Here is a 16685-nt window from a genome sequence, read left to right as displayed (position 1 = left end):
AGGTACACCATGAAAGTCCTGACCATCCTCCTGACCCTGAGCCTTTTGAGCGCCAATGCGCTCGCACTGCCCAGCCGCGCTCCGGCGCCCATTCTGGGTGAAGCCGTGGATAGCAGCCAGCAACAGCAGGTCGTTGAGCGCTAGCCACCAATGCCTTGGGTGAACACCGGCAACGGCGCTGGAATGCGCTGTGGGCATGACCCAATCGAACCCTGGGTGATTTAGGACGAACTTATCCACACCCGCCAGGCTCGAAAAAATGGTCAGGTTCATCACAAGGGAAATAAACCATGTTCAAGCAAAGTCTGGGTGCCGCATGCGTTCTGGCCGTTCTTACCGGTTGTGCCGGCAAGCCGGAAAATCCGGTTGACCACATCACCTACCGTAACGAGCCGCTGGTCAAACAGGTCGAGAAAGACATGAGCAAGTCGACCGTTCTGGAACTGGGCGGCCCACCCTCCTCGGAGATGACCCGCACGCTTCTTCCGGGCACCTGCAACAACTATGTCCTCAACCGTGACGGCAAAGAACAGCCTTACTACGTTGCCTTCAACTCCGCAGACCGGGTCGACAGCAAAGGCTTCCTGACCTGCGAGCAGATGGAAATCAACGAGCGCGAACGCGCCCGTGGTAAGGGTATCTGATTCAGCCGCCGGTAATAAAAATGCCCGTCTCCAAGGAGAGCGGGCATTTTTTTGCGCAGCGATCAGGCCCCGAGCAGCAGGGCCGACGCGCAGCTGATCATCAGTAGATTTTAGATAGCGCCGCGGCTGCGCAGTACTGCCAGCACCTGCTTGACGCCTTCGTCCACAGATAAGTTTTGCGTATCCACCACCAGATCAGCGTTCAACGGCACATCGTACGGGAAGGACTCGCCCGGAATGTTATCGCCAGCCGCCGCATATAGTCCCTGCGGGTCACGCTCTGCGCACACCTGCGGCGACGCCTGCACGTAAACGGTGATCAGCCGCTCGGCACCGATCAGCGCCTTGGCCTGCTCGCGCCCTTCGGCATCCGGCGCCACGAACGCGGCCAGGGTAAGCAGACCGGCTTCGTTGAACTGACGCGCCACGTGCGCGGCACGACGCCAGTTCTCGGTACGCCCGGCGCGATCCTGCGGCAAGCCCTTGTTCAGGTCATGGCGCAGGTTCTGGCCGTCGAGCACATACACCGCACGCCCCATGTCGAAAAGCTTGCGCTCGACCGCATAGGCCAGCGTGCTCTTGCCCGCGCCCGACAGGCCGCTGAACAACACGGTGGCCGGTTGCTGGCCGAAGCGCGATGCACGTTCTTCGGTGGAGACGTGACCGGACTCGCTGTGGTGACCCGAACCGGAACCCTGAGCATCGCTGATGATCATGCCGGCACCGACGGTGCCATTGGTCAACCGGTCGATGATGATGAACGCGCCGGTGGTGCGGTTATGGGCATAACCGTCCAGGGCGATCGATGCATCGAGGGCGATCTTCACCTTGCCGATTTCATTGAGCTGCAGGCTGCTCGCAGCGCCCTCTTCCAGGGTGTTCACATCCACCCGGTGAGCGATGCTGGCGATAGAGCCTGGAACGTAGCTGGTGGCGCGCTTGATGTCGTATTTCTTGCCCGGAAGCATCGGCTCTTCGGCCATCCACACCAGCATGGCGTCGAAGCTGTCGACCACCTGAGGGCGGTTGTCGGCATGCACCAGCATGTCGCCGCGCGATACGTCGATCTCGTCTTCCAGGGTCAGGGTGATGGCCTGGCCTGGACCGGCCTGCTCCAGCTCGCCTTCAAAGGTGACGATGGATTTGACCTTGCTGCCCTTGCCCGATGGCAGGGCGATGATTTCATCACCCTTGCGCACGATGCCGCTCGCCAGGGTGCCGGCGAAGCCGCGGAAGTTCAGGTTCGGACGATTGACGTACTGCACAGGGAAGCGCAGATCGTCGAAATTGCGGTCGCCCGCCACTTCCACGGTCTCGAGAATTTCCATCAGCGACTGGCCGCAGTACCACGGCGAACGCTCGGACTTGTTGACCACGTTGTCGCCCTTGAGCGCCGACATGGGCACGAAGAACAGCGACGTGGGCTTGAGATTGATCTTGTCGGCGAAGGCCTGGTAATCGGCCTTGATCTGCTCGAACACGCCTTCATCGAAGCCCTTCAGATCCATCTTATTGATGGCGACGACGATGTGCTTGATGCCCAGCAGCGAGGCGATGAAGCTGTGGCGCTTGGTCTGGGTCTGCACGCCGTAACGGGCGTCGATCAGGATGATCGCCAGGTCGCAGTTGGAGGCGCCGGTTGCCATGTTGCGCGTGTACTGCTCATGGCCGGGGGTGTCGGCGATGATGAACTTGCGTTTGGTGGTGCTGAAATAGCGGTATGCGACATCGATGGTGATGCCCTGCTCGCGCTCGGCCTGCAGGCCGTCAACCAGCAGCGCCAGGTCGATGTCTTCACCGGTGGTGCCGACTTTTTTCGAGTCTTTGGTGATGGCGTCCAGATGGTCTTCGTAGATCATCTTGGAGTCATGCAGCAGGCGGCCGATCAGCGTGCTCTTGCCGTCGTCGACATTGCCGCAGGTCAGAAAACGCAGCAGCTCTTTACGTTCGTGCTGGGCCAGGTAAGCGAGGATATCCTCGCTGATCAATTCGGATTGGTACGACATATCAAAAGTACCCCTGGCGTTTCTTCTCTTCCATCGAGCCGGACGAGTCATGATCGATAACCCGGCCCTGGCGCTCAGAGGTCTTGGCCAACAGCATTTCCTGAATGATTTCCGGCAGGGTGCTGGCAGTGGACTCCACCGCGCCTGTTAGCGGGTAGCAGCCCAGGGTACGGAAGCGCACCATCTTCTTGTGAATGCTGGCTTTCTGCTCGGGAGTGAGGTGCTCGAGGATGCGTTCATCGTCGATCATGATCAGCGCGCCGTTCATCTCGATCACTTCGCGCTCTTCGGCGAAATACAGCGGCACGATCGGAATCTGCTCAAGGTAGATGTACTGCCAGATATCCAGCTCTGTCCAGTTGGAGAGCGGGAATACGCGGATCGACTCGCCCTTCTTGACGTTGCCGTTGTAAACGTTCCACAGCTCGGGGCGCTGGTTCTTGGGATCCCAGCGGTGCTTGTTGTCGCGGAACGAGTACACACGCTCCTTGGCACGGGACTTCTCTTCGTCACGGCGCGCGCCACCGAAGGCAGCGTCGAAGCCGTACTTGTCCAGCGCCTGCTTGAGGCCTTCGGTCTTCATCACGTCGGTGTGCTTGGCACTGCCGTAAGTGAAGGGGTTCATGTCCTGCGCCACACCCTCGGGGTTGGTGTGGGTGATCAGATCCAGGCCGTACTCGCTGACCATCTTCTCGCGGAAGCTGTACATCTCCTGGAATTTCCAGCGCGTGTCCACGTGCATCACCGGGAATGGCAGTTTCCCGGGAAAAAAGGCCTTGCGCGCGAGATGCAGCATCACGGCGGAATCTTTGCCGATGGAATAGAGCATCACCGGGTTATCGAATTCGGCGGCCACTTCACGAATGATGTGGATGCTTTCCGCCTCGAGCTGTTTCAAGTGCGTCAGTTTGTCGAGCATGGCTACTCACGGGATAACGATATTTTATTTAGGCCGGCGGGCCTTGGACGAGCGCGCACTCTAGCACAGCGCCTCATTCTATTCAGGAAGCCACTTAGATCGAAACGATCTAACTTTATACCTGCCAATTTGGACTCACGGGCATCACAACGCTCCACGCAGCAAATCGGAATAATCCTAATTTTTGCGGAGCGCTACGGAACTCTCCTATCCGTCAGGTCGTCAATGAACCCGGCGAAACATTTCGCAATAGCGGTCGCTCGAGCTTGCTCACCCTGTGAGTAAAAAATCAGCATGCGACTGCGTCAATCCCGCCTACCGGGACGCGAGTTCCCCGCTCGCTGCCAAGCAGGGTGTTTCACGTTGCTGTGCTCAAGGAGAGCCGAATGTCATCCACACCACTAACCCGCTCCATGCTCGCCCTCGCAATCACCACTGCCAGCCTTGCCGCTCACGCAGAAACCTACCAGATCGATAACGGTGCCAAGACCTGGAGCAATCAAACGATTGCCGATGGTCTGTCCATCTCTGGCGCGCTCTCGACGACGCAAGATGCCCTCACGCTGAGCGGCAATACGTCTGTACGAGGCGACCTGAATGTTGGCGCCGACGTCACGACAAGCGCAGGTAGTCCGACTGCAGTGACCATCGACAATACGCAGCTGGACGGTGGTATCACCAACAGCGGCGCGCTCAAGGTCACAGCTACTGATGCACTTACCGGTGGTTCGAATACACCGGCCGGCCTGGGCCTGAACTCGGTCACGGCAGGCGGTGGCCTGAAGAACAGTGGCAGCATTGAAGTGAGCAGCCTCGATCAGGCCGACGGTATTCGTATCGGCTCCAGCACATTGGCTGGCGCACTCGATAACGATGGGTCCATCTCCGTCAGCGGCGATTACATCCACGGCATCGCCGCTTATGCGGGCAGTCAGTTCAATGGCCTGAACAATACGGGCACTATCACGGCCGAGGGCATTACCGCGCCTGGCGATGCGAGCAACCTTAGCGAAGCTGAAGGCATCACCGTCGATACCAGCATTGTCAATGGCGATTTGACCAACAGCGGCGACGTTACTGTCAGCGCGTATGAAGCCAGCGGGATTGCCATACACGCTTACGAAGGTCATTCGGATCTGGCGCGCATCAGCGGCGACCTGCTCAACAGCGGCACCATCGACGTGACCGCAGTGGGTGGCCAAGGCGGCACCGCAGCTGGCATCGTGCTCTATCAAGCAGAGATCGATGGCGAACTGAACAACAGCGGCACCATCCGCGCCAAGGGAGAGGACTCAGCCGGCCTCTATGTGGACGGTGGGCGCATCGGCGGCGGCATCGTCAACAGCGGAACCATTCAGGGCGACCGGGTCGGTATCTATCTGTCGGATTTCACCTCGGACGGAGGCGATCCGTTAGATCCCGACTACGACATCGTGCATAAAGGCGGTGTGATCGAGGGTGGTGAGTATTCCATTTATGCCAACCCGGGTGACTCCACCCTGCGTGTAGATCTGGCTGGCGGAACGGTAAAAGGCAATATTTCGGGTATCGGCTACATAGCTGTAACCGGGGACACCATTTTCGATGGCACACGCATCGAGAATGGGCAATTTACCGGCGAACAACTTAGCGTTGTCGACCTGTTCAATGCAGAAGACAGCCCTTTGGGTAAGCCGGGACGACTGACTCTGGTGCAGCCGCACGTCACCATCGACGGCGCTCTGGAAATGAACCGCGGCACCGAGCTGCAACTCAACCTGAGCGATGCGACAGACCCCAATCGCGCCATTCTGACGGTGCGCGACGATGCTTATTTTTCGCCAACGAGCAGCATCGCTCTGCGTCCGACCTCTGAGGCATTCCGGGCTGCTGGCAAGGAGTACAAGCTAATCAAAGCCGGTGTACTCGAGTACGAAGGTGCAGGCCCGCAGGTTCTCAGCAGCTCCGCACTGCTGACCGTCGATTCCTCCAGACTCACCGATACCGAAGTTCTGGCGACAGTCAGCACGGTATCCGGCGAGCAGGCCGGCGAGATCATCGATCAGGCGGGCAGCAGCTCGAACGCCAGCAATGCCTTCGAGCCGTTCTATGCAGACGTGATGGGGCAGCTGGACGACAACGATAGCGTTTTCCAAAACTTCGCCAACGCCGATGAAGCCCAGCTCGCGGCACTCAGCGAGCAGCTCGCACCGCAGGTCGACGGAGCCCTGCAGAGCGCTGCACGCGCCACACAGAATCTGGTCAACGGCGCGCTAACCTCGCGTACGTCGGCACTGCGTGGCACGTCGTCGGGCTCGGCGTTCAGTAAAAGTGGGTTCTGGGTGCAGGGTCATGACAGCGATCTGCGTCAGGGTCGCCGCAGCGGCATCGCCGGTTACGACGCCGACAGCCGCGGTCTCAGCCTGGGTATCGACGGCAAGCTGAACGAGCAATGGACACTGGGTGCCGCCTACAGCAACCTGGACACCAACGTGAGTGGCCGCAACGGTAACAAGAGCGAGATCGACACCCAGGTGCTGACGCTCTACTCGGGCTTCGAACAAGGCCCGGTTTTCGTCGACACCAGCCTGAGCTACGGTTTCAACGACAACACCAGCAAGCGCAACGTCGCCGGCACTCGCGCCAAGGGTGATTTCGACAGCCAGTCTCTGGCGCTGAACCTGGAGGCAGGCTACGGACTGCACGCCAACGGCATCACCCTGGAGCCGCGCGTTGCCGCACGCTACAGCCGCCTGGACATCGACAGCTACCGTGAAAAAGGCTCTTCGGCAGCACTGGCAGTGAGCAGCCAGCGCTACGAGACCATCGAGCTCGGTGCGGGTGCGCGTCTGGCCAGCCAGTTCTCCGTCGGCCAGGGCACGCTGGAGCCGGAGCTGAAGCTGATGGCCTATCACGACTTCGCGGCCGATCAAGCCACCAGCACCTCGAGCTTCGTGCTCGGCGGTTCGTCATTCGTAACCCACGGCGCCAGCCCGGCCCGTGACAGTTACGAGGCCAGCCTGGGCGTCAACTACCGCGTCGGTGCGCTGAGCCTCGGTGGGGGCTATGAGCACGTGGGTCGTTCGGGCTTCGATGCCGACACCCTGCGTGCCAAGGTTCGTTACGACTTCTGACCCTGCCCCAATACGGCGACCGGGCCTGCCGCTCGGTCGCCGTTCCTCAAAACCCTAGATCGGGTTCGGACAATCGATGAACAGGTGCTCGATGGCGAAGCGCCGGCTCAAGTATTCGCCTAAGGCCTGAACGCCATAGCGTTCGGTCGCGTGATGCCCAGCAGCGATGAAGCTGACGCCGTTTTCCAGGGCGCTGTGGTAAGTCTGCTCGGAGGCTTCTCCGGTCAGATAGAGATCGACGCCTGCGGCGATGGCCTGATCGATGTAACCCTGCCCGCCCCCCGTGCACCAGCCAATACGGCTGACCATTCCCTCCCCCTCCACCAGCAATGGCTCGCGCCCCAGTACTTCATGTACGCGGCGGGCAAAATCCCGTGCGCTGATGGGCTGCGCCAGCGAACCGACCAGGCCGACGGTACGTGGGTTGTCCGGTTCCAGAGGCCCCTCGACGGTAATATCCAATTGCCGGGCGAGCTGCACGTTGTTGCCCACCTCGGCGTGTACATCCAGCGGCAGGTGATAGGCCAGCAAACTGATGTCGTTGGCCAGCAGGGTTTTCAAGCGACGCTGCTTCATGCCAGTGATGCAGGGATTCTCGCCCTTCCAGAAATAGCCGTGGTGCACCAGCAGCACGTCTGCGCGAGCCTCCACCGCAGCTTCGATCAGCGCCAGGCTGGCGGTCACGCCACTGACGATGCGCTGCACCTGTGGCCGGCCCTCGACCTGCAGGCCATTGGGGCAGTAATCGCTGATACGCGAAGCGCCAAGATAGCGTTCGGCGTCCTCCACCAAGGTCGTTAGAGCAATGGCCATATTGTTTCCTCACGAGCTGTTGCGAACCGCTGCTTTATTGGCGCGGTTCTCTATAATGGCGCACCTTAAGGGCCCGATCAGGGCCTCGCAACCCTCAGGATTGGATCGATGCTCAAGGCCCTGCGTTTCTTCGGCTGGCCACTACTGGTCGGCGTTCTGGTATCGCTGCTGGTCATGCAACAGTACCCGCAACTGGTGGGCCTGCCGATGCAAGACGTGCAGCTCCGCCAGGCGCCTGCTTACGCACGCGCGCAGGAGGGCCCTGCTTCCTACGCCACGGCAGTGAGCACTGCCTCGCCGGCGGTGGCCAACCTGTACACCACCAAGTACGTAGGCAAGTCTAACCACCCGTTGCTCGATGATCCGCAGTTCCGCAAGTTCTATGGTGAGAATCTGCCAGGCCAACGGCGTATGGAATCCAGCCTCGGCTCGGCAGTGATCATGAGCCCGGAAGGCTATCTGCTGACCAACAACCACGTGACCGCCAATGCGGATCAGATCGTAGTGGCACTCAAGGATGGCCGCGAGACGCTGGCACGGGTGATCGGTAGCGATCCGGAAACCGACCTCGCAGTACTGAAGATCGATCTCAAGGATCTGCCCTCAATGACACTGGGCCGCTCCGACAATATCAGGATCGGTGACGTCACCCTGGCCATCGGCAACCCGTTTGGCGTCGGCCAGACCGTGACCATGGGCATCATCAGCGCCACCGGGCGTAACCAGCTCGGCCTCAACACTTACGAAGACTTCATCCAGACTGACGCGGCGATCAACCCCGGCAACTCCGGCGGTGCGCTGGTCGACGCCTATGGCAATCTGGTCGGCATCAACACGGCGATCTTCTCCAAGTCCGGGGGCTCGCAGGGCATCGGTTTCGCCATTCCGGTGAAACTGGCGATGGAGGTGATGCAGGCAATCATCGAGCATGGTCAGGTAATCCGTGGCTGGCTGGGCCTCGAAGTGCAACCGCTGACTCCGGAGCTGGCCGAGTCCTTCGGGCTGGAAGGACGGCAAGGCATCATCGTCGCCGGCATCTACCGCAATGGCCCGGCGCAGAAAGCAGGCCTGCAGCCCAACGACCTGATCCTCAAGATAGATGGTGAGCCTGCCGGTGACGCTCGCCGCTCGATGAACCAGGTCGCTCGTGCCAAACCGGGTGAGACGATCCGTATCGAAGTCATGCGCAATGGCAAGATGATGGAACTCAGTGCCGAAGTTGGCGTACGCCCGCCAGTCGCCACCAGCAACTAGAACACATGGCGTTGCTGCCAGAAATACCGCCGCACCGGGCAGCGATCAGCCAGTAGCAATACACGGGGAATGGCTGATCGCCCACGCCTTCCCTGATCTTCCACAGGTGCCGCCTGGCTTCGTCTTGAAGCGCGGCTCGTCCTGAAAACCTTACCGTGAACACGACACAGATAGCGAAATAGAAAGCTGTAGTTGCAGCCTGACAGCATTAAAATGTAATGTTATTACGTTTTTAATTTGCCAAGGATCTGCATCTTGCATCGCTCCCTCGCCCTGCTCACCAGCCTACCGCTCAGCCTGCTGAGTATTTCCTCGTACGCCGAAAACCCCGATGCACTGCTGCTCGACGAAAGCGTGATCAATGCCCAACATCGCCAGGAGTCCGCCGATGGCCCGGTACAGGGCTATCGCGCCACGCGCTCGGCAACGGCTACCCGTACCGACACCGACATCCGCGATACCCCGCAGAGCATTCAGGTGGTACCGGCCCAGGTACTCAAGGATCTCAATACCACGCGCATCGACCGCGCCCTGGATTTCGCCGGCGGCGTTTCGCGGCAAAACAACTTCGGTGGGCTGACCTTCCTCAATTACAGCGTGCGGGGCTTCACCACCGGCGAGCTGTACAAGAACGGTTTCGCGATCAACCGGGGCAGCTACAGTTCGCCGGATACCTCCAACATCGAACGAATTGAAGTCCTCAAGGGGCCGGCGGCCAGTCTCTATGGCCGCGGCGACCCTGGCGGCCTGGTCAATATCGTCACCAAGCGCCCGCAAGAGGAGGCATTTACCACCCTCTCGCTGAGTGCCGGTAGCTGGGATCGCTACCGCAGCAGCCTGGACGTGAATACTCCACTTACCGAAGACGGCCACCTGCTCTCCCGGGTCAATATGGCCATCGAGGACAACGGCAGCTTTCGCGATCACGTCGGCAGCGAGCGGCGCATCGTCAGCCCGTCGCTGAGCTGGCAGATATCCCCGGATACCCGGCTGATGCTGGACGCCGAGTTCTCCCGCACCGAATCCGTATTCGACCGCGGCATCCCGGCCGTGAATGGCCAGCTGGGCTCAGTCAAGCGATCAACGTTCGTTGGCGAGCCCAACGACGGTGACATTCGCAACGACAACCAGACCCTCGACCTGGCCCTCGAGCACTACCTGAACGACACCTGGAAACTGCGTCTGGCCAACCATTACACCCAGGGCACCTTGCAGGGAAACAGCTCGGAACCCCAGGCGCTGGTCGGCACGACCATCACCCGTTTCTATCGCCAACGTGATTTCGAGTGGAACGACAACATCACCCAGGCCGAGCTGCATGGTGATTTCGAGTTTGCCGGCTGGCAGCACCAGACCCTGATCGGCCTGGAGTACGAGAACTACCGCAACAGCCAGAAGTATCCACAGAGCGCGACTCTGCTGAGCTACGGCCTGGATATCTACAACCCGGTGTACGGCCAGCCCAAGCCAGCGCTGACGCGTGTCAATGACTTCCACGAGCGCACGGAAAGCTACGCACTGAACCTGCAGGATCAAGTCGCCTTTACCGATCGTCTGCGCGGTCTGGTCGGGGTACGCCTGGAGCATGTCGAGCAGACATCACTGAACCGCTCGACGCGCGTCAGCAACAGCCAGGAAAAGGACGTCGCCACACCGCGCCTCGGCCTGCTCTATCAACTGACCCCGCAGGTCGGCGTGTTCGCCAATGCCTCTACCTCGTTCAAACCCAACACCATCGGCACCCAGGGCCAGATCTACAAACCGGAGAAAGGCCTGGGCTACGAGACCGGCGTGAAACTCGACCTGCTCGACGGCCGCCTCGGCGCGACCATCGCCCTGTTCCAGATCGACAAGGAAAACGTCATCACCACCGACGCCCTGGGTGAAAGCGTGGCCGCCGGCGAGGCCCGCAGCCAGGGCCTGGACATGCAGTTCAGCGGCCAGTTGAGCGACGCCGTACGAGTCATCGGTGCCTACGCCTACATCGATGCCGAGGTAACCAAGGGCGACGCCGCCCTGCCAAAGGGCAGCGACCTGCTCGGTATTGCTCGCAACAGCGCCAGCCTGATGAGTGTGTACGAATTCCAGAACGGTGCCCTGCGCGGCTCCGACCTCGGCGCAGCCCTCAACTACGTCGGCGAGCGCTCTGGCCAGGCGGGTAGCACCTTCACGGTGCCGTCCTACAGCACGGTCGATCTGCTGGCCCACTACAAGGCCAGCGAGGAAGTCACCGTGGGCCTGAACCTCAACAACCTGTTCGACCGCAAGTATTACGAGCGCGCCTACAACAGCGTCTGGGTGCTACCCGGCGAGCCGCGCAACCTCAGTGTCAGCCTGACCCTCAACCTCTGATCGAAAGGACGCATCATGCGCATCTCAAGCAAAACCGCCGCCCTACTGGCACTCCTGGCCGTTGCCGGCCAGGCCGGCGCCCACGGCCTGTGGACGGAGCAACGCCGCGGCAATATCGAAGTAGTCTACGGCCATGGTGCCGAAGACGACGCCTTCAAGGCCGACAAGATCAGCCGCGCCTGGGCCTTCAACGGCGCCGGCAAGACCGTTCCGGTGACCATCGAACGCCTTGCCGACCATGCCCGCCTGAAGCCGCTGAACGCACCCGCTTCGTTGGCCGTGGCACTGGATAACGGCGCCTGGTCGAAGACCGCAGACGGCAAATGGATCAATCAGGGCCGCAGCAAAGTCCCGAACGCCGTGGAGGCACTGCATACCTACAAATACAGCCTGGCGATCTATCAGGAAGGCGCCCACCTGCCCGATCTGAAAGATCTGCGTATGGTAATCGTGCCCTTGGCCGATCCTCTTGAAGTCGGTGTCGGCAAGCCGCTGCCGGTTCGTGTGCTGGTCGACGGCAAGCCAGCTGCCGATATCAAACTGATCGGCGACTACCGCAGCGCACCGGATCAGGTCAGCGCCACCACCAATGCCAAGGGCGAAGCACAGGTGCTGATTCGCAACGAAGGCCTGAACATCATCGCCGCCGAGGCCAGTCAGGCGGTGAAAGGTGATGCCGATATCGACAGCCGTGGCTACTTCACCTCGCTGACGTTTATCGGTCAGGGGCATCATCACTGATGGTCGACGCTTAAACCGGCCAGCGGCATCGAGCCTTAGGTTTGATCGCCGCACTCACACTATTCGCGCCGAGGGCGACGCCCCTACGCAGCGGCTAGTCGTCTAGCGACACGCTGTAGGAGCCGCGACCTCGCGGCGAATGGCGATGGAACACCGATAGTTCGAGCTAACGCTTGAGGCCAAGCCGCCGCCAACACGAAAACGAAAAAGCCAGGGTATCTGCCCTGGCTTTTTCATTTTCATCCGCAAAACATCAGAGCGTTGCCAGCGCATCCAGCAGCGCCTGGTTCTGCTCGGGCGAACCAATGCTGATGCGCAGGAACTGGGCGATACGTTCCTGTTTGAAGTGGCGCACGATCACGCCCTGCTCACGCAGTGCTGCCGCAATACCGGCAGCATCACGCTGCGGGTGGCGGGCGAAGATGAAGTTGGCCGCCGAGGGCAGCACCTCGAACCCCAGCGCTTGCAAACCAGCCGTGACCTTTTCGCGGCTGTCGATCACCGCGGCGCAGGTCTGCTCGAAGTAAGCCCGATCCTCGAACGCCGCCGCCGCACCGGCGATGGCGATGCGATCCAGCGGGTAGGAGTTGAAACTGTTCTTGATCCGCTCCAGCGCTTCGATCAGATCTACGTGCCCGACTGCCAGGCCAACCCGCAGGCCAGCCAGAGAGCGGGACTTGGACAGAGTCTGGGTCACCAGCAGATTCGGGTACTTGTCGACCAGGCTGATGGCCGAGACGCCACCGAAGTCGATATAGGCTTCATCCACCAGCACCACGGTATCCGGATTAGCCTGTAGAAGGCGCTCGATGGCCTCCAGGGCCAGCAGGCAGCCGGTAGGTGCATTGGGGTTCGGGAAAATGATGCCGCCATTGGGCCGCGCATAATCCTCGATACGGATCTGAAACTGCTCGTCCAATGCCAACGGCTCGGCCTGAATGCCATACAGGCCACAGTAGACCGGGTAAAAGCTGTAGCTGATATCGGGGAACAACAGCGGTTTGCCATGCTGGAACAGGCCGTGGAAAGCATGGGCCAGCACTTCGTCAGAACCGTTGCCGACGAATACCTGAGCAGTCTTTACGCCATAGAACTCAGCGACTGCCTGCTTCAAGCGATCGCCGTTGGGGTCGGGATACAGACGCAGGTCGTCGTTGAGCTCCTCGCGCATGGCGGCGATAGCCTTGGGCGACGGGCCATAGGGATTTTCGTTGGTATTGAGCTTGACCAGCTTGCTCAGCTTGGGCTGCTCACCCGGTACGTAAGGCACCAGGCCTTTGACGAAGGGGCTCCAGAATTTGCTCATCTGCCCTTCTCTCCTCGAATTCGGTTTAATCGTTGGGTCAGTTCTTGATGCGGTACTCGGCACTACGGGCGTGTGCGGTCAGCGACTCGCCACGGGCCAGTACCGAGGCCACCTTGCCGAGTTCGGAAGCACCTTCGGCCGAACAGTGGATGATCGACGAACGCTTCTGGAAGTCGTAGACCCCCAGCGGCGACGAGAAGCGCGCAGTGCCCGATGTAGGCAACACGTGGTTCGGCCCCGCACAGTAATCGCCCAGCGCTTCGGCGGTGTAACGGCCCATGAAGATGGCCCCCGCGTGACGGATCTCTGGCAGGTACTGCTCCGGGTTCTCGACCGAGAGCTCCAGGTGTTCAGGCGCGATACGGTTGGCCACTTCAATGGCCTGGGCCATGTCCGCGACCTGGATCAGCGCGCCACGGCCTTCGATAGAGGTACGAGCAATCGCCTCACGCTCCAGGCTCGGCAGCAGGCGAGTGATGCTCTCGGCGACCTTGTCGAGGAAAGCTGCATCCGGGCTGACCAGAATCGACTGCGCGTCTTCGTCGTGCTCGGCCTGAGAGAACAGATCCATAGCGATCCAGTCCGGATCGGTCTGGCCGTCGCAGACGACGAGAATCTCCGACGGCCCGGCGATCATGTCGATACCGACCTTGCCGAACACATGGCGCTTGGCAGTCGCCACATAAATGTTGCCTGGGCCGACGATCTTGTCCACCGGCGGCACGCTTTCGGTGCCATAGGCCAGCGCCGCGACAGCCTGGGCGCCACCAATGGTGAACACCCGGTCGACACCGGCAATGCAGGCCGCGGCAAGCACGATCTCGTTGATCTCGCCACGGGGCGTGGGCACCACCATCACCACTTCCGGGACACCGGCAACCTTGGCCGGGATGGCATTCATCAGCACCGACGACGGATAGGATGCCTTGCCGCCCGGCACGTACAGGCCGGCACGATCCAACGGCGTGACCTTCTGGCCCAGCACCGTGCCGTCGGCCTCGGTGTAGGTCCAGGAATCCTGCTTCTGTTTCTCGTGGTAGCTGCGCACGCGCTCGGCGGCGACTTCGAGCGCCTGGCGCTGCTCAGTGGTGATGCGCGTCAGCGCCAACTCCAGACGCTCGCGCGGCAGAATCAGGTCGGCCATGGAGGCGACTTCAAGGGCATCGAAACGCTGGGTGAACTCGACCAGCGCTGCATCGCCACGCTCACGCACGGCCTTGATGATATCCAGCACGCGCTGATTGACGCCGTCATCCGAGACGCTTTCCCAGCTCAGCAGATGATCCAGATGATGAGCGAAATCCGGGTCGGCAGCGTTGAGTCGGCGAATGGCAACTGGAGCGGTCATAGCGAAAGCCTCATCTGGATGGCGTGTTCTCAGGCGCCGCTAGAGTAGCAAGCCCACCGTGCGGGCACCTGAGAATTTGGCTATAGCACGGATAGGCGTTGCGCAGCCCAGGCAGGCTGCTGAAAAACTATCTGCGTTGCCATCGCGGCGTTAAAAACAGCCTCAAAATGCTCATGTACTACTCGTACACTCCGCTTTTTAGTCTGTTTTTTCCTTGCGCTGGCTGCCTCGACTACGTTTTTCAACGGCCTGCAAGGCCGCGCGGGAGAGGATCAATGAGGATGGTGCGTCTCGACCGCTTCACGCAGCGTGTCGATCAGGGCCTGGACACGGCTGTGCTGCATCTTCATGGAAGCCTTGTTGACGATCAGCCGGGAGCTGATGTGGGCGATCAGCTCCTGAGCTTCAAGACCGTTGGCTCGCAAGGTGTTGCCGGTGTCGACCACGTCGATGATCTTGTCGGCCAGGCCAACCAGCGGCCCCAGCTCCATGGAACCGTACAGTTTGATGATGTCGACCTGACGGCCTTGCTCGGCATAGTAGCGCTTGGCGACGTTAACGAACTTGGTGGCCACGCGCAGGCGGCCCTTGGGCTCGGCCGCACCGATGGCGCCAGCGGTCATCAACTTGCAGCGGGCAATACGCAGATCCAGGGGCTCGTAGAGCCCCTGGCCGCCGTATTCGAGCAGCACGTCCTTACCGGCGACGCCAAGATCGGCAGCGCCATGCTCGACATAAGTCGGTACGTCGGTGGCGCGCACGATCAGCAGACGAACGTCATCTTGGGTGGTCGGGATGATCAGCTTGCGGCTCTTGTCCGGATTCTCGGTCGGCACGATGCCTGCCGCCGCGAGCAGCGGCAGGGTGTCATCGAGAATACGGCCTTTGGACAGGGCAATGGTCAGCATGTGGTCAGCCCGGCACGCGGCGAATCTTCGCCCCCAGCAATTGCAGTTTCTCTTCGATGCATTCGTAGCCACGGTCGATGTGGTAGATGCGATCGATCACCGTGTCGCCCTGGGCGACCAGCGCGGCGATAACCAGGCTGGCCGAAGCACGCAGGTCGGTCGCCATTACCGGAGCGCCCTTGAGCTGCGCGGTACCGGTGACGATGGCCGTGTTGCCTTCGACCTGAATCTGCGCGCCCATGCGGCTCATTTCATAAACGTGCATGAAGCGGTTTTCGAAGATCGTTTCGATCACAGTACCGGAGCCTTCGGCAATGGCATTGAGAGCGATGAACTGCGCCTGCATGTCGGTCGGGAAAGCCGGATAAGGAGCGGTGCGCAGGCTAACGGCCTTCGGACGCTTGCCCTTCATGTCTAGCTCGATCCAGTCGGGCCCGGTAGTGATTTCGGCACCCGCTTCCTGCAGCTTGGCCAGTACGGCTTCCAAGGTGCTCGGATCAGCATCCTTGACCTTGATGCGGCCACCCGTGGCAGCAGCGGCTACCAGGTAGGTACCGGTTTCGATACGGTCGGGCATCACGCTAAAGCGAGCGCCATGCAGGCTTTCAACGCCGTCGATAGTGATGGTGTCGGTACCGGCACCTTGAATCTTCGCGCCCATGGCGATCAGGCAGTTGGCCAGATCGACCACCTCAGGTTCACGAGCAGCGTTTTCCAGTACGGTGCGCCCTTTGGCAAGGGTAGCGGCCATCAGGATGTTCTCGGTGCCGGTCACGCTGACCATATCGAAGAAGAAGTGCGCGCCGCGCAAACCGCCTTCCGGCGCCTTGGCCTTGATGTAACCGCCTTCGACATCGATGGTCGCGCCCATGGCTTCCAGACCGCGGATGTGCAGGTCGACCGGGCGCGAGCCGATGGCGCAACCACCAGGCAACGCCACTTCGGCCTCACCGAAGCGGGCGACCATTGGGCCGAGCACCAGAATCGAAGCGCGCATGGTCTTCACCAGCTCGTACGGCGCGACCAGGGTCTTCATGGTGCGCGCGTCGACTTCGACGCTGAGCTTCTCGTCGATGATCGGTTCGATGCCCATGCGGCCGAACAGCTCGATCATCGTGGTGATGTCGTGCAGGTGCGGCAGATTGCAGATGGTCACCGGCGCGTTGCCGAGCAGGGTCGCAGCCAGAATCGGCAGTGCGGAGTTCTTGGCACCGGAAATGCGGATCTCGCCGTCGAGACGCACGCCGCCAGTAATGCTTAATTTATCCATAGCTAACTCGT

13 protein-coding genes are annotated in these 16685 nt (G+C 60.8%); 6 read left to right on the top strand and 7 right to left on the bottom strand.

What is annotated here, in order from left to right:
- Positions 1–9: 9 nt before the first annotated feature.
- Both ACZ3GY_RS01750 and osmE read left to right on the top strand, forming a co-directional pair.
- Entirely contained in the window at positions 10–144 is a 135-nt protein-coding gene (locus tag ACZ3GY_RS01750) for a hypothetical protein (RefSeq protein WP_463563663.1), read from the top strand.
- A 146-nt stretch (positions 145–290) separates the two neighbouring features.
- Positions 291–644, top strand: a complete 354-nt coding sequence (gene osmE, locus ACZ3GY_RS01745) for an osmotically-inducible lipoprotein OsmE (protein ID WP_463563662.1) — start codon at positions 291–293, stop codon at positions 642–644.
- Between the two features lie 110 nt (positions 645–754).
- On the opposite strand, the gene cysN is transcribed toward osmE, so the two are convergent.
- Positions 755–2650, bottom strand: a complete 1896-nt coding sequence (gene cysN, locus ACZ3GY_RS01740; RefSeq protein ID WP_465908730.1) for a sulfate adenylyltransferase subunit CysN — start codon at positions 2648–2650, stop codon at positions 755–757.
- Between the two features lies 1 nt (position 2651).
- Positions 2652–3569, bottom strand: a complete 918-nt coding sequence (gene cysD / locus ACZ3GY_RS01735) for a sulfate adenylyltransferase subunit CysD (RefSeq protein ID WP_225835207.1) — start codon at positions 3567–3569, stop codon at positions 2652–2654.
- Between the two features lie 386 nt (positions 3570–3955).
- Between cysD and ACZ3GY_RS01730 the strand changes: the two genes are divergently transcribed.
- On the top strand, positions 3956–6682 hold the full coding sequence (locus tag ACZ3GY_RS01730) for an autotransporter family protein (RefSeq protein ID WP_465908729.1): 2727 nt from the start codon (positions 3956–3958) through the stop codon (positions 6680–6682).
- Between the two features lie 54 nt (positions 6683–6736).
- Here the strand turns inward: ACZ3GY_RS01730 and ACZ3GY_RS01725 are convergent, their stop codons facing one another.
- Positions 6737–7495 (bottom strand): Nif3-like dinuclear metal center hexameric protein, encoded by a 759-nt coding sequence (locus ACZ3GY_RS01725; RefSeq protein WP_465908728.1) that lies wholly within the window; start codon positions 7493–7495, stop codon positions 6737–6739.
- A 108-nt stretch (positions 7496–7603) separates the two neighbouring features.
- On the opposite strand from ACZ3GY_RS01725, the gene algW reads away from it, so the two are divergent.
- From algW to ACZ3GY_RS01710, 3 genes are all read left to right on the top strand, one after another.
- On the top strand, positions 7604–8749 hold the full coding sequence (gene algW / locus ACZ3GY_RS01720) for a Do family serine endopeptidase AlgW (protein ID WP_225835213.1): 1146 nt from the start codon (positions 7604–7606) through the stop codon (positions 8747–8749).
- A gap of 252 nt (positions 8750–9001) precedes the next feature.
- A complete protein-coding gene (locus tag ACZ3GY_RS01715; protein WP_465909212.1) occupies positions 9002–11101 on the top strand; it encodes a TonB-dependent siderophore receptor in 2100 nt (699 codons plus the stop codon).
- A gap of 15 nt (positions 11102–11116) precedes the next feature.
- The gene (locus ACZ3GY_RS01710; protein ID WP_465908727.1) at positions 11117–11842 is read left to right on the top strand and encodes a DUF4198 domain-containing protein; all 726 of its coding nucleotides are present in this window, start codon (positions 11117–11119) and stop codon (positions 11840–11842) included.
- Between the two features lie 253 nt (positions 11843–12095).
- Here the strand turns inward: ACZ3GY_RS01710 and hisC are convergent, their stop codons facing one another.
- From hisC to murA, 4 genes are all read right to left on the bottom strand, one after another.
- Positions 12096–13148, bottom strand: a complete 1053-nt coding sequence (gene hisC, locus ACZ3GY_RS01705) for a histidinol-phosphate transaminase (protein ID WP_463563657.1) — start codon at positions 13146–13148, stop codon at positions 12096–12098.
- Between the two features lie 37 nt (positions 13149–13185).
- Complete coding sequence (hisD, locus tag ACZ3GY_RS01700) at positions 13186–14496, bottom strand: histidinol dehydrogenase (RefSeq protein ID WP_463563656.1); 1311 nt, start codon at positions 14494–14496, stop codon at positions 13186–13188.
- 272 nt (positions 14497–14768) lie between these two features.
- Positions 14769–15404 (bottom strand): ATP phosphoribosyltransferase, encoded by a 636-nt coding sequence (hisG, locus tag ACZ3GY_RS01695; RefSeq protein WP_225835222.1) that lies wholly within the window; start codon positions 15402–15404, stop codon positions 14769–14771.
- Positions 15405–15408: 4 nt separating this feature from the next.
- Positions 15409–16674 carry a UDP-N-acetylglucosamine 1-carboxyvinyltransferase gene (gene murA / locus ACZ3GY_RS01690; RefSeq protein ID WP_463563655.1) on the bottom strand — a complete coding sequence of 422 codons (1266 nt, stop codon included), beginning with the start codon at positions 16672–16674 and terminating at the stop codon, positions 15409–15411.
- Between the last annotated feature and the right edge of the window lie 11 nt (positions 16675–16685).

The organism is Pseudomonas sp. PME37.24/006, from assembly GCF_055556635.1.
This window is presented reverse-complemented; position numbering and strand designations above follow the sequence as displayed.

What these genes read in the sequence shown, in the direction of transcription:
- ACZ3GY_RS01750 (WP_463563663.1), top strand. Translation starts at nt 10, where the DNA reads ATGAAAGTCCTGACCATCCTCCTGACCCTGAGCCTTTTGAGCGCCAAT.
- osmE (WP_463563662.1), top strand. Translation starts at nt 291, where the DNA reads ATGTTCAAGCAAAGTCTGGGTGCCGCATGCGTTCTGGCCGTTCTTACC.
- cysN (WP_465908730.1), bottom strand. Translation starts at nt 2,650, where the DNA reads ATGTCGTACCAATCCGAATTGATCAGCGAGGATATCCTCGCTTACCTG.
- cysD (WP_225835207.1), bottom strand. Translation starts at nt 3,569, where the DNA reads ATGCTCGACAAACTGACGCACTTGAAACAGCTCGAGGCGGAAAGCATC.
- ACZ3GY_RS01730 (WP_465908729.1), top strand. Translation starts at nt 3,956, where the DNA reads ATGTCATCCACACCACTAACCCGCTCCATGCTCGCCCTCGCAATCACC.
- ACZ3GY_RS01725 (WP_465908728.1), bottom strand. Translation starts at nt 7,495, where the DNA reads ATGGCCATTGCTCTAACGACCTTGGTGGAGGACGCCGAACGCTATCTT.
- algW (WP_225835213.1), top strand. Translation starts at nt 7,604, where the DNA reads ATGCTCAAGGCCCTGCGTTTCTTCGGCTGGCCACTACTGGTCGGCGTT.
- ACZ3GY_RS01710 (WP_465908727.1), top strand. Translation starts at nt 11,117, where the DNA reads ATGCGCATCTCAAGCAAAACCGCCGCCCTACTGGCACTCCTGGCCGTT.
- hisC (WP_463563657.1), bottom strand. Translation starts at nt 13,148, where the DNA reads ATGAGCAAATTCTGGAGCCCCTTCGTCAAAGGCCTGGTGCCTTACGTA.
- hisD (WP_463563656.1), bottom strand. Translation starts at nt 14,496, where the DNA reads ATGACCGCTCCAGTTGCCATTCGCCGACTCAACGCTGCCGACCCGGAT.
- hisG (WP_225835222.1), bottom strand. Translation starts at nt 15,404, where the DNA reads ATGCTGACCATTGCCCTGTCCAAAGGCCGTATTCTCGATGACACCCTG.
- murA (WP_463563655.1), bottom strand. Translation starts at nt 16,674, where the DNA reads ATGGATAAATTAAGCATTACTGGCGGCGTGCGTCTCGACGGCGAGATC.